This window comes from Plantibacter sp. VKM Ac-2880 (assembly GCF_015351235.1).
In the GTDB taxonomy this organism is placed as follows: domain Bacteria; phylum Actinomycetota; class Actinomycetes; order Actinomycetales; family Microbacteriaceae; genus Plantibacter.
Window position 1 is genome coordinate 302,300 of record NZ_JADKSJ010000002.1, and the last position, 12,482, is coordinate 314,781.

At 70.3% G+C, this 12,482-nt stretch carries 10 protein-coding genes; 6 read left to right on the forward strand and 4 right to left on the reverse strand.

Annotated features, from left to right (window positions below):
- Positions 1-84 precede the first annotated feature (84 nt).
- Positions 85-1,065 carry a GlxA family transcriptional regulator gene (locus ITJ57_RS13620; RefSeq protein WP_194670642.1) on the forward strand — a complete coding sequence of 327 codons (981 nt, stop codon included), beginning with the start codon at positions 85-87 and terminating at the stop codon, positions 1,063-1,065.
- A gap of 30 nt (positions 1,066-1,095) precedes the next feature.
- Here ITJ57_RS13620 and manA read toward each other — a convergent pair whose 3' ends face one another.
- Positions 1,096-2,295 carry a mannose-6-phosphate isomerase, class I gene (gene manA / locus ITJ57_RS13625; protein WP_194670643.1) on the reverse strand — a complete coding sequence of 400 codons (1,200 nt, stop codon included), beginning with the start codon at positions 2,293-2,295 and terminating at the stop codon, positions 1,096-1,098.
- Between the two features lie 196 nt (positions 2,296-2,491).
- Here manA and ITJ57_RS13630 point away from each other — a divergent pair, with 196 nt between their 5' ends.
- From ITJ57_RS13630 to ITJ57_RS13640, 3 genes are read left to right on the forward strand one after another with little or no spacing between them, the layout of a single operon-like run.
- Entirely contained in the window at positions 2,492-3,670 is a 1,179-nt protein-coding gene (locus ITJ57_RS13630; protein WP_194670644.1) for an acyl-CoA dehydrogenase family protein, read from the forward strand.
- Positions 3,671-3,726: 56 nt separating this feature from the next.
- Positions 3,727-5,154 (forward strand): O-antigen ligase, encoded by a 1,428-nt coding sequence (locus ITJ57_RS13635; protein ID WP_194670645.1) that lies wholly within the window; start codon positions 3,727-3,729, stop codon positions 5,152-5,154.
- A 7-nt stretch (positions 5,155-5,161) separates the two neighbouring features.
- Positions 5,162-6,439, forward strand: a complete 1,278-nt coding sequence (locus ITJ57_RS13640; protein ID WP_194670646.1) for an O-antigen ligase family protein — start codon at positions 5,162-5,164, stop codon at positions 6,437-6,439.
- Positions 6,440-6,449: 10 nt separating this feature from the next.
- Here the strand turns inward: ITJ57_RS13640 and ITJ57_RS13645 are convergent, their stop codons facing one another.
- Complete coding sequence (locus ITJ57_RS13645) at positions 6,450-7,895, reverse strand: sugar transferase (RefSeq protein WP_194670647.1); 1,446 nt, start codon at positions 7,893-7,895, stop codon at positions 6,450-6,452.
- 191 nt (positions 7,896-8,086) lie between these two features.
- Between ITJ57_RS13645 and ITJ57_RS13650 the strand changes: the two genes are divergently transcribed.
- Positions 8,087-9,007 carry a polysaccharide pyruvyl transferase family protein gene (locus ITJ57_RS13650; protein ID WP_194670648.1) on the forward strand — a complete coding sequence of 307 codons (921 nt, stop codon included), beginning with the start codon at positions 8,087-8,089 and terminating at the stop codon, positions 9,005-9,007.
- Positions 9,008-9,010: 3 nt separating this feature from the next.
- Positions 9,011-10,147, forward strand: coding sequence for a hypothetical protein (locus tag ITJ57_RS13655; RefSeq protein ID WP_194670649.1), 1,137 nt, complete (start codon positions 9,011-9,013; stop codon positions 10,145-10,147).
- An 87-nt stretch (positions 10,148-10,234) separates the two neighbouring features.
- On the opposite strand, the gene ITJ57_RS13660 is transcribed toward ITJ57_RS13655, so the two are convergent.
- Both ITJ57_RS13660 and ITJ57_RS13665 read right to left on the reverse strand, forming a co-directional pair.
- Complete coding sequence (locus ITJ57_RS13660; RefSeq protein WP_194670650.1) at positions 10,235-11,338, reverse strand: glycosyltransferase family 4 protein; 1,104 nt, start codon at positions 11,336-11,338, stop codon at positions 10,235-10,237.
- Positions 11,338-12,405: a glycosyltransferase family 4 protein gene (locus ITJ57_RS13665; protein ID WP_194670651.1), complete on the reverse strand. Its 1,068-nt coding sequence runs from the start codon at positions 12,403-12,405 to the stop codon at positions 11,338-11,340. Before ITJ57_RS13665 ends, ITJ57_RS13660 begins: the two co-directional genes overlap by 1 nt.
- Positions 12,406-12,482 lie beyond the last annotated feature (77 nt).

Below are 12,482 nucleotides of genomic sequence, written 5' to 3' on the forward strand. Positions count from 1 at the left end.
CTCTACGAATGGCAAAAAACTGCCACCAGTGGCAGGATGGACGCAAAGCAGCACATTCCTGCCAAATCCCCATCCGGAGGCCCCATGCTCACCAAGGTCGCGCTCCTCGCCATCCCGGGCCTGCAGCCGTTCGAATTCAGCGTCGTCTGCGAGGTCTTCGGGATCGACCGATCCGACCAGGGCGGCCCGGCGTTCGACCTGAGGATCGTCACGAAGGACCCGGGGCCGGTCCGCATGAACCTGAGCGACGACGGCAGCCGCGGCTTCGACATGATGGTCGAGGACGATCTCTCCTTCGCCGCGGAGGCGGACCTCGTCGCCATCACCGGACGGGGCGGCTCACGCGGTGCCACGGTCGACGAGGCGTACCTCGAGGTGCTCCGCGCTGCCGAGGCACGCGGCGCCTGGGTCCTCAGCGTGTGCAGCGGCTCGTTCGTCCTCGGACACGCCGGACTGCTCGACGGGCGCCGGAGCACCACCCACTGGATGTACACGGATGAGCAGCAGAAGCTGTTCCCCGGCACCACCGTCGACCCGGACGTGCTGTTCGTCGAAGACCGGAAGGTCATCACCGGCGCAGGCACCGCAGCGGGTATCGACGCCTGCCTCCACCTGGTACGGCAGGAGTACGGCGCGGCGAGCGCCAACGTCATCGCCCGTCGGATGGTCGTCCCACCGCAGCGCGACGGCGGCCAGGCGCAGTACGTCCTCTCCCCCGTCGCGGCACAGCAGTGCGAGTCCCTCGCACCGGTCGTCGACTGGATGCTCGACCACCTCGCCGAGGATCTGCCCATCGGGCGTCTCGCGCGGCAGGCACACATGTCGGAGCGGACCTTCGCCCGCCGCTTCCGCTCGGAGCTCGGCAGCACGCCGGCCGCCTGGCTGAACCGGCAACGCCTGTTCCGAGCCCAGGAGATGCTCGAACGCACCGACCACGGTGTCGAGCGGATCGCGGCGGACACCGGGTTCGGCACCGCAGCGGTCCTCCGTCACCACTTCGACCGCGTCCTCGGCACCACGCCCGCCGCCTACCGGCGCAGTTTCGGGGTGCGGGAGAGCGCCTGAGCCGCGTGGACCGGACGACCGGCCGGGCGGTCAGCCCTGGGTGGTCGCCAGGAAGAGGGTCCCCGTCCCGGAGAAGCGCAGCTCCTCCTCGTCGGGCGTGATGAAGGCGTAGCGACCTCGACCGAGCTCGACGGACGAGGCCGCTCCGTCGATCCTCACCGAGCCGTCGGTGACGATCGCGATCCCGGGTCCGGGGAGTCGGAACGACGACTCCTGCTCGGTCGGCTCGTCGGTCAGATCCACCCGCAGCAGCTCGAAATCCGGGACGTCCGGTACGAAGAGACTGAGTCCCCCGCCCAGGTCCGTCGGAGTGAGCCACGGCACCGGCCGCGGCTCGAACTCCAGGACCTCGAGCAGTTCGGGCACGTCCACGTGCTTGGGGGTGAGCCCGCCTCGCAGGACGTTGTCGCTCGCGGCCATGAGCTCGACACCGATGCCTCGGAGGTAGGCATGGATGTTGCCCGCCGGGAGGTAGAGCGCCTCACCGGCGTCCAGCGTGACGAGATTGAGCAGCAGCGCGACCGCGACGCCGGGATCGCCCGGATACTCCTCCGCGAGCCGCCCGACCAGGGCACGCTCGGCGTCGAATTCGCCCGAACCGGGAGCCGCAGCGGCCACGACGAGGGCGTCGAGCAGCCCGCCAGGGAGCTGTTCGAGCAGGATCCGGACGGTGTCGCGGAGCCCGTCGGGGGCGGCCACCATCTCCCGGAGCAGGTTGATGCGCGCCGCTGCAGCCGGATCGGGCGCCGAGGCCACCAGCTCGCCGAGCAGCGCATCGGTCGCGTCGAGCTCGCGGAACCCGCAGAGCGCCTCGAAGCCGTCCCGGAGCGCGACGATGAGCTCTGGCTTGTGGAGGGCGTCCTTGTAGTTGCGGTGCGAGGCGTCGATCGGCACGCCTCGCGCGTTCTCGGCGGTGAACCCCGCGGCGGCCCTCGCGAGATCGGGGTGGGCCTGCAGTGAGAGTGGATGGGCCGCCGCGAGGACCTTGAGGAGGAACGGCAGCGAGCCTCTCCCGCCGAGCGCGGTGGGATCCGCGGCGAGCCAGCGCTCGAGGTCCGCGTGCCCTCCCACCGTCGACGGATCCGCGATCGGCGTCGGGGCCCCGGGGTGCGCGCCGAGCCAGAGTTCCGCCTCCGGACGCCCTGAGGGCTCGGACCCCAGCAGCTCCGCGATCGCGGTCGGCGACCCCCACGCGTAGTCACGAGGAGTGGCACGGAGCGGCACGAACATGGTGGGGCCCTTTCGACGGACGAGGGTGACGCGCCAGCCGGCCCCTGGGGCCGCTTGGCGTCGTCCTACAAGCCGTGCGACGCGGTCGCCCGGCACCATGGACCAAACTACCAAGCCGCTGCCGATGCGGAGCGCACCTGCTTAGGCTTGCGGAGACGCCGATCCGGCGCCAGCGGACGCAATGGAGCAACGGACCATGATCTTCGAACCCCTCGCCAGCGACTTCTACGGCTTCGAGAGCCTCCTGACGGCTCCCGAGCAGGAGGCCATCGCCCGACTCCGCGCTTGGGCCGAGACCGAGGCGAAGCCGATCGTGAACGAGTACTGGGAACGGGCGGAGTTCCCGAAGCACCTCATCGCCCCACTGCTCGAGCTGGACGTCGCCCGATGGGCCTGGCCCCAGACGACCCCGTTCGAGAACAGCGCGGTGTTCCGTGGCCTCGCGTCGATGGAGCTGTCGAGGATCGACGCGTCCATCTCGACCTTCGTCGGCGTGCAGGACGGCCTCACGATGGGATCGATCAGCGAATGCGGCTCGCGGGAGCAACAGGACGAGTGGTTGCCGAAGCTCGCGTCGGGCGAGGTGCTCGGGGCGTTCGGACTCACGGAACCCCAGTCCGGTTCGGACAGCGCGCAGGGGCTCAGGACCACGGCCACCCGGGACGGCGACGACTGGATCCTCTCGGGCTCGAAGCGCTGGATCGGTAACGCGACCTTCAGTGACATCACCATCATCTGGGCGAAGGACACCGCCGACGGCCAGGTGAAGGGGTTCATCGTCCCCACCGACTCCCCCGGATACTCCGCGACGAAGATCGAGGGCAAGATCAGCCTGCGCATGGTGCAGAACGCCGACATCACCCTCGACGAGGTGCGGGTACCCGAGCGCCTGCGACTCCAGCACGCGAACTCCTTCCGCGACACCGCAAAGGTCCTCCGTCTGACGCGCGCCGGTGTGGCCTGGTCGAGCGTCGGCGTCGCCGTCGGCGCCTACGAGGCGGCGGTCGCCTACGCGAAGGAGCGCGTGCAGTTCGGCAAGCCCATCGCCGGTCACCAGCTGATCCAGGACCTCCTCTCGAAGTGCCTCGGCAACATCACCGCGTCGATGGCGATGTGCGTCCGGGTCTCGCAGATGCTCGACGAGGGCACGCAGCGGGACGAGCACTCGGCCCTCGCGAAGGCCTTCTGCACGGCCCGCATGCGCGAGACCGTCGCCTGGGCTCGCGAGATCATGGGCGGCAACGGCATCGTGCTCGACTACCACGCCGCCCGGTTCTTCGCGGACGCCGAAGCGCTCTACAGCTACGAGGGCACGCGCGAGATGAACGCGCTCATCGTGGGACGGGCCATCACCGGCACCGCGGCGTTCGTCTGATCGACCGTCCGGGGCAGGGCGTCGGTCCTGGCCGCAGCCGCTACCCTGGGGGCACGATGCTGCCGACCGAACCCGCCCCGCCCCGCCCGCCGGCGACGCTGACCACGCGTGCGATCGTCGTCCGACACGTGGCCGTGTTCGCGACCTTCGCGGTGCTCGCCGGGACGTTCTGGACGAACCTGTTCACGATCTGGGGCTACACGGCGGTCGCCCTCCTGGCCGGCGGTGCGGCCCTCGCCTGCATGGTCGTCGTCCGACCTCGGTGGCAGCGCACCAGGATCCCCTGGTCGCTCGTCGGCTACGGGGCGTTGGCGGTCCTGTCCCTCGCCTGGTCGGCCTATCCGAGCGGGACCGCTGCGACGCTCCTCGGCGCGGCCCTGTGCACGGTCCTCGGGCTGACCCTCGCCACCTGCTTCACCTGGCCGGAGGTCCTCCGGGTCCTCGGGCGTGCCGTGACCTGGCTGCTCGCCCTGTCCCTCCTCTTCGAGCTGTTCGTGGCGGCGGTCCTCCGTCACCCGCTGCTCCCGAACTTCTACGCGGGCGACTCGGTCGACCCGCCGCTGCTCGACTACTGGTCGCGCGAGCTCCTGTTCTCAGGCGGGCGCATCCAGGGCATCTCCGGGAACGCCAACCTGCTCGCCGTCGTCGCCCTCCTCGGGATCATCGTGTTCGGGGTCCGGTTGGCGGCGCGTCGCGAGCAGCACGCGGCGGCTGGTGTCGCCGGCCCGGAGCGGCGATGGACGCTGATCCTCCGACTGGCCCTCGCGGTGGCCATGTTCCTGCTGAGCTTCTCGACCACGATCCTGCTCGCTGCGGTCGTCACCGCCGTCGTCCTGGCGTCCGCCCTGGTCATCCGGCGCGCGAGCGGCCCAGCAGCTCGGACGCCCGTGTACCTCGCCATCGTCGGTGTCGCCGTCGTCGGCGCCGTGGCGGCGGTCGCCTTCCGCACGCAGCTGCTCGGCCTCCTCGGGAAGAGCCCCGACCTCACCGGTCGCCTCGACATCTGGGCGACGGTCTGGCGCCTCATCGAACAACGGCCGGTGGTCGGTTGGGGGTTCTCGAGCCCCTGGGCACCCTGGGAGCCGCTCTTCACGGACCTCGTCATCAGGCGCGGCGTCCGGCAGCTACAGGCCCACAACGCCTGGCTCGACGTGTGGTTCCAGCTCGGGGTCGTCGGCCTCGTCCTCTTCGCGGCGGTCGTCCTGTCGATGCTGACCCGCACCTGGTTCCTCGCCGTCGACCGACCGCGAGTGGACCTGGACGCGCACCGACCGTACACGGCGCTCTCGCTGGCGCCCGTCCTCATCGCGGTCTCGCTCGTCGTCCAGTCCGTCGCCGAGAGCCGACTGCTCATCGAGTCAGGGTGGGTCCTCCTCGTCCTCCTCGTCGTCAAGACCAAGCAGGAACCGGCCTGGCCCGTGCCCGACACCGGTGGCTCGGCCGACGGAGCATCCGCGCCCCGACGCGACCACCTCAGCCGGTGAGCTCAGCGTGAGACCGGCCGACTTCGACGCGTTCGCCGCCGCGGCGCGCGTCCTCTCCTCCGCGCCGGTCGCTGCCGCCTTCGCGACCATCGCCATCGGGACCGCGTTCGGGGAACACCTCGTGACGAGCCTCATCGGCGGTGCCGGCTTCAGCGCCATGCTCGCTGGTCTGGCGGCGATCGGCACCGGGATCCTGTTGGCAAGACTGCCCATCATCGAGTGGCGTGGGCTGCTGCCCATCTCAGTCCTGCTCTTCCTCGCGTGGAGCGCGCTCTCGATCGCCTGGAGCGCCACGCCGCTCGCGACCTGGCCTGCGATCGGCGAACAACTCGCCTGGGCCTTCGTCGCGATCGTGATCGCCCTCACCCGGGACACGATCCAGATCGTCCGTGCGACGGGGACCGCGTTCCGAGCGCTGCTCGGGGCTTCGCTCGCGCTCGAGGTGCTGAGCGGGGTCCTCATCGACACCCCGCTCCCGTTCCTCGGGATCAGCGGCAACCTCGCCCTCGGCGGACCGCTCGAGGGCGTGTTCGGTTCGCGGAGCGCGCTCGGGATCGCGGCCCTGATCGGCCTCGTGACCTTCGTTGTCGAGTGGCGGACCCGGTCGGTGCGTCACGGGGTGACCATCGGATCGATCGCGCTCGCGGCCGGCTTGATCCTCGGGACGCGCTCACCAAGTATCGCGCTGCTCGCCGGCACCCTCGGGATCGCGACCGCCGTCCTCTACGTCTTCCGACAGCTTCGACCGGAACTCCGTCGGATGTGGCAGTTCGTCCTCCTCGCGGTACTGGCGCTGGTGGCGGTCGTCGGGTACTTCAACCGTGCCGAAGTGTTCCGACTGTTCGGACTGGGGCTCGAGATCGAGCAGCGCTACGCCCTGTGGCAAGAGACGATGCGGCGACCGGCCGCGAGTGAACTGAACGGGTGGGGCTGGACCGGTGGCTGGGTGGCGGACGCGGTCCCCTACCGACTCATCGACGCGAGCCTCGGCCGGGTGAACGACTCGGCGCTGAACGCCTACCTGGACGTGTCCCTGCAGCTCGGACTGATCGGGCTCGTCCTCTTCCTGCTCCTCGGGGGTCTCGCGCTCGTCCGGACCTGGTTCGTCGCCACCAACCGTCGCAGCGTCGTGCACGTGTGGGCCGCGCTCATCGTCGTGACCCTGCTCGCGTCCGGGGCCGCTGAGAGCAGCCTCCTCACGAGCGGCGGTTGGCTCCTCCTCGTGGTCTGCGCGGTCCTCGGCGCCGGCGGGCTCAGCTGGCGCCACAAGCTCCCGGAGCGCTGACCGGCGTCGGTCAGCGGGCGTCCACCCCCGGGGCGACGACCGCGCGGACCGTCCGGGCCAGGATCTTCATGTCTGCCGCGGCCGACCAGTTCTCCACGTAGTAGAGGTCGAGATCCACCGAGTCGTCCCAGGAGAGGCTCGACCGCCCGCTGACCTGCCACAGGCCACTCATGCCCGGCTTGACGAGGAGGCGCCGGCGGGCGAGCAGGTCGTACCGCTCGACCTCCCAGTCGCGGTGCGGCCGCGGCCCGACCAGGCTCATCGAGCCGCCGAGCACGTTCAACAACTGCGGGAGCTCGTCGAGCGAGTACTTGCGGAGGATGCGGCCGACCGGGGTCACGAGCGGGTTGTGCGCCGGCTTGGTCAGCAGCTCACCCGCGCGTTGCTGCGCCGCCAGGGCGGCGCCGGTGTCCGCGCCGGAGGCCATCGACCGGAACTTGAGGATCTGGAAGGGGCGGCCACGGAGCCCGATACGCTCCTGGCGGTAGAACACGCCTCCTCGGCTCGTCGTCATGACGGCGATGGCGACGGCGAGCAGGACGGGTGAGAGGAGGAGGAGCAGACCCGCCGAGCCGACGATGTCGAACGTCCGCTTGGCCGCCGCCTTCGCGCCGGTGATCTCGGGGTAGTCCACATGGAGCAAGGGGATTCCGTCGACCGGCTGCAGGTGCAACCGCATCGGCGCGACCCCCGTCAGCGTCGGGGCGATGATGAGCCGCACGCCCCGCTCGCTGAGTTCCCAGCCGAGACGACGCAACGCGGCGGGCGAGAGCTCCTCCGAACCGGCGAGGATCACCGTGTCGGCCTGGACGTCGACGGCGGCCTCGAGGATCGACGCCCGCCCGTCGAGGACGGGTGCGTCGGCGATCCGTTCGTCGTCGACGATGCCCGGGGTCACGACGCCGACCACCCGATGTCCGGCCCACTCACCGCGACGCATGCGTTCGGCGACATGCACCGCGTGGTCGCGATCGCCGACGAGCAGCGTGCGGTAGACGGACGCGCTGCCGCGTCGTCGTGCACGGAGGCGTCGACGCGCGGCCCAGCGGATCATCAGGAGCAGGACGACGCCGAGCGGCAGCGCGGTCAAGAGGAAACTCCGCCCGATCTCGAGCTTCAACAGGTAGGAGCTCATCGCGAACCCGCCGAAGACCGTCGTGGTCACGAGGATCACGCGCCGATACGGCGACCACCCACCTGCGAGGACGCGCGGGTGTCTCGACCGCGCATCCGTCAGCGGCAACCACCAGGCGAGTGCGAGCGCCAGGGTGATCGCGGGGTACCCGACGACGATGTGCCCGAGCGGACCGGAGACGTCGACCGCCCCGGTCCAGTAGGTGTCCCACCAGAGCAACTGCGTCGCGCCGAGCGCGATGCACACGGCGAGGAGGTCGAGGAAGAGGACGGCGCGGGAGAACCGTCGCTCCCAGGATCGACGGGCTTCGATGAACGGCATGACGGAGGTCTTCCTGACGCGCGGTCGGGTTCGCGTCGGTTGGGGTGAGGGGCGAGCAGCCTGCGGCGCTCGGCGGGATCGCCGACCTTGTCGTGGACCGATCCGTGCAGTATATTAGCATACGAGATGTGGAGTGAGGTGTTCCAGTCCTCGATCCTTCCCTCTTCCGAACCCCACCCGAACGGAGCAACATGTCCTATCTCGAGACCATGCGCAGCCGCGCCGAGGCAGCGTTCGTCCACCTGCACCGAGGCGTCACCGAGCTGCACTTCACCCAGTTCCCCGACCACAAGAACGCCGGGGACTCGGCCATCGCGTTGGCGCAGGCGAAGTTCTGGCGAGATCACGGCGTCGGCGTGCGCACCATCTCGAGCGTCGGCACCATGCCGCGGCGCGTGCGCGATTCCGCCATCCCCGTCCTCATCCAAGGCGGCGGCAACCTCGGTGGCCTGTACCCCGTCGTCAACGAGTCGCGGTACGACCTCGCGGAGCATCTCCCGAGTGAGACGCTCCTCATCCAAGCCCCCCAGTCGGTCGTCTTCCCGGAACCGTCAGACCAGGAGGCGTTCGTCCGGCGGTTCGCCTCCAGACGCCGACTCCGGGTGGCCGTGCGCGACCAGGCCTCCTTCGACCTCGTCCGCGACCACGTCGACGAGCTCACGCTCTCTCCCGACGCCGTCCACCTCCTGGGCGCCATCGTCGCCCCGGAACCGACGCAGGGCAGGATCGTGATCGCGCGGACGGACGACGAGACCGCGGGGAGACCCGTCGGTTCCAGCAGCACCGACTGGCGCGCGGACCCCGTGGACCTGCGGGCCCACGAGTGGCTCGGGTGGCGGGCGGCGAAGTACCCGATGCTGAAGCCGCTCCTGGAGAGCAGCCAGGAGGCGTGGATGCGACGGGCCGAACGCCGGTTCGCAGCGGCCGTCCGGACCATCGCCAGCGGCGAGACGGTCGTGACCGATCGCCTGCACGCCATGCTCATCGCGCTCCAGATGGGACGCCCGGTCATCGCGATCGACAACAACAACCGGAAGCTCTCGAACTACGCGGAGACATGGTTCGGTGACCTCCAACCCCCGCTCACCTTCGTGCGGTCCTTCACCGGCTGACCCATGCGCACGCCCATCGAGACACGTGCCAGCGCGGAGCCCCTCTCCCCCGACGCGACCCCCGGACCGACCGGCGAGCCCAGCCTCATCGGCGGCGGGGTGTTCGTGGTCGCCTCCCTCATCGCGCTCGCCTGGGTGCCGGCCGACCGCCCTGGGCTTCCCTCGCACTTCTCGAACGACGAGGGCACCATCATCAATGTCAACCGGGGCACCTTCACCGAAGCGGACGCGTCGTTCCAGCTCATCGCGGCGGTCTACCGATGGCTCGGACTCGCCGAGCTGCCGGCGCTCGCCGCCATGCTCGGGGTGCTGAGCTACCTGCTCGCGCTCACGCTGGCGCTTCGGAAGACCCAGGTGTCGTCAGCCGGTTGGCTGGACTGGGGGATCATCGTCAGCTGCGTCGCCCTCGCCGCGATCTATCACGGTGCCTACACGAAGGACCTCCTGACGATGGGCGTCGTGCTCGTCATCGTCCTCTGCCGTGGGAGCGGGATCCTGAGCGAGCTTGTGCCGATCCTCGCGATGCTGCTCTATGCGGAGGCCTTCCGCACCTACTGGTTCCTCGTCGCCGGCGTCTCCGTCGCCCTTCGACTCGCGCTGCGTATGCGGCGCGGCTGGGTGACCACCCTCGTGGTGATCCTCATGCTCTACGCCGTCCTCGCCGTCGTCTTCCCGCAGTTCGTCGGTGTCGACCTCGACCACTTCCGTCACACGGTGAACGAATACCGGAGCAACGCGTCCGTGAACACCCTCATCACCCAGTTCATCCCAGGCACCGGCCCGGCCTTCGGCTTCGTCAACAGCGTGCTGACGTTCGGCTCCTTCATCGTGCCGATCCCCCTGCTGTTCCGGGGTGGCGCGATCTACCTCATCGTCGCGGTCCTGCTCATCGTGATCTGGGTGTCCCTCCTCGTCGCGATCCGATCCGCCCGCCGTCGTGCGGACGCCGGCTCACAGGCACTGACGCCGTTCCAGAACCGCCTGCTCGCCTCGCTGCTCGCCTTCCTCATCGTGCAGTCGATCTTCGAGCCCGACTACGGCTCGTTCCTCCGCCACCTCACGCCGATGCTCGTCGTCGCCGTGTGCCTCCTCCTGAGCCTCAGGCCTGGAGGATCGGCGAGGCCACCGAGTCTCGGGTGACCGCACGAACGGCCCGCTCACGCGTGACGCGCGAGCGGGCCGTTCCTTCGGGTCGCCCGTCCGGCCAGGCTGCCAGCGGACCGACGCTCAGCGGCGGCTGACCACCGCGGCGGCCCGACGGACATCCGCCGCGACACGAGCCCACGACATCGGACCCGATGCCGCCGCCGTTCCGGCCTCGGAGAGTGCCCTGGCGAACTCGTCGTCGGTGAGCACCGACGCCATCGCGTCCGCGAGCGCGGTCGGCGTCACGTCGGTCGCGACGATCGCCGAACCGGAGGCGGTCGCCTGCTCGGCGAGTCCGCCGACCGGGGTCACGACGGCCGGGACGCCGAGCGCCATGGTGTACGCGAGGACGCCGGACTGGCTCGCCTCGGTGTACGGCAGGAGGGCCAGGTCGAATCCGCCGACGACGTCTTCGATCTCATCCTGCGCGACCCAGCGGTTCTGGACCTCGTCGTCCTCGTGCCGCAGCGCGGCGACCGACTCGTCGGCCCCGGATCCCACGACGCGGAACCGGACCCGGATCCCGCGCGACCGGAGTTCCTCGACGGCCCGGATGCCGAGGTCGAGACCCTTGTACGCCGAGAGTCGGCCGAAGAACCCGACGACCGGGGCCTCGGAGCACCCGACCGATCGGGCGGCGCGGCCGGGGTCGACGCGGTACGCGGCATGGACGGTCTCGTGGATCCGGTCGGCCGGGAAGGCGCCGAGCGAGGCGAGTCGTTCGGCGACGGTGTTCGAGAACACGACGGCCCCGTCCGCGACGCGGCGTTCCACGCGACGCAGCAGCTGCTCGATCCCCGAGTGGTCGCCGGGGTGCATCGTCGCATCGTGGACGCAGAGCAACGTGCGCCGTCCGCCGAGCCGGAACACCGGGGCGACCACGCCCTGCCAGAGCTGTTCCATGGCGATCACCACGATGTCGACCCGATGTCGTCGGAGGAAGCGGTCGAGCCCGACCGTCGCGGCCAGGAGACGTGGGAGACCGAGGAGCGCGCCACGTCGGTCGTGGTACGTGCGGACACCGAACGCGGGCACGCCGAGTTCAGTGAACCGGCCCGCGATCTCCGCGTCGAGCGAGTACGAGACGACGACCGAGGCGCCGTCCTCGTGCAGCGCTCGCGCGAGTTCCTGGGCGAAGAGCGGCCCCGCACCGGTGCGTCCCCATTGGACGACGGCGATCCTCATCAGGCCACCTGGGGCACCCGGTAGGCGTCGGCCAGGGCGAGCCGCTGCCGAGCCGGCGTGTGGTCGCGGAGGCGCTCGGCCCATCCGGCCGTGTTCGCGGCGGCCCAGGCGGCGAACGCCTCAGGCCCGGCGTGCCGGCTGAAGATCATCGCCTCCAGGCCGCCCTCGACGGTGAGGGCGTCGGGGAGGTCGCCGAACGCGTCGATGCGCCGGACGAGGGTCGGGACACCCGCCTGGACCGCTTCGAGGACCGCGAGCGGGAACCCCTCCCATGCTGCCGTGTGCAGGTAGACGTCGCTCTGGGCGAGGCGGGACGCCACCTCGGTGTGCGGGATCCAGCCGGTGACGTGCACGCCGGCACGTTCGAGACGGACACGGGCGTCGTCGGGCCCGCTCCCCATCCAGACCGGGGTGACGTCGATGCCACGTGCCCGGATCGACGCCGCCGCGTCGGCGAACCGCGCGGGATCCTTCTGCGGTGCGAGCCGTCCGAGGCTGGTGACGAGGAGCGGGCGGTCCACGCTCGGGCGCGGCGTCGGAGCAGAGGGTCGCGGATGGGCGACCACGTTGGGTACGTGCACGACCCTGGGCCGGAGCGGACCGCGGCGCTCGGAGGCCGCAGCCTCGCCCTCGGAGCAGGCGGCGATCGTCCCCACGTTGAAGGACAGGAGCCACTCGACGGCGCGATACAGGCGGCGTCGCGGTGCGGAGATGTCGGCGCGTTCGAAGGCGTAGCAGTGCGGCGTGTAGACGATCCGGGTTCGGCTCGAGTTGCGGAGGCCGAGCCGGGCGTACGCGCCGGCGAAGCTCGAGTGGGCGTGCACGATGTCGGCGCCCGTCCTGCGGCGTGCGCGTCTGATCGCGCGCACGGCGTCCGTCGGCCGCTGACCCAGGATGGCGACGGAGGCGAAGCGCTCGAACATGGCGTCGTCGACGGACGCTCCTGCCGGGACCTGCGCGAGGAGGTGGTGCTCGACCCCGGGTGGGGAGTTCCGGACGTAGGTCTCGATCGCGACCGGGATCCCTCCGGCATAACAATCGGTGACGTGCAGCACGGTCGTAGTCATGGGTTCCTCTGCGGGTGGGTCGGGTGTCGTCGGGGCGACAACTGTCCCGTAAATATATCACATCTTGTATTCGAGTT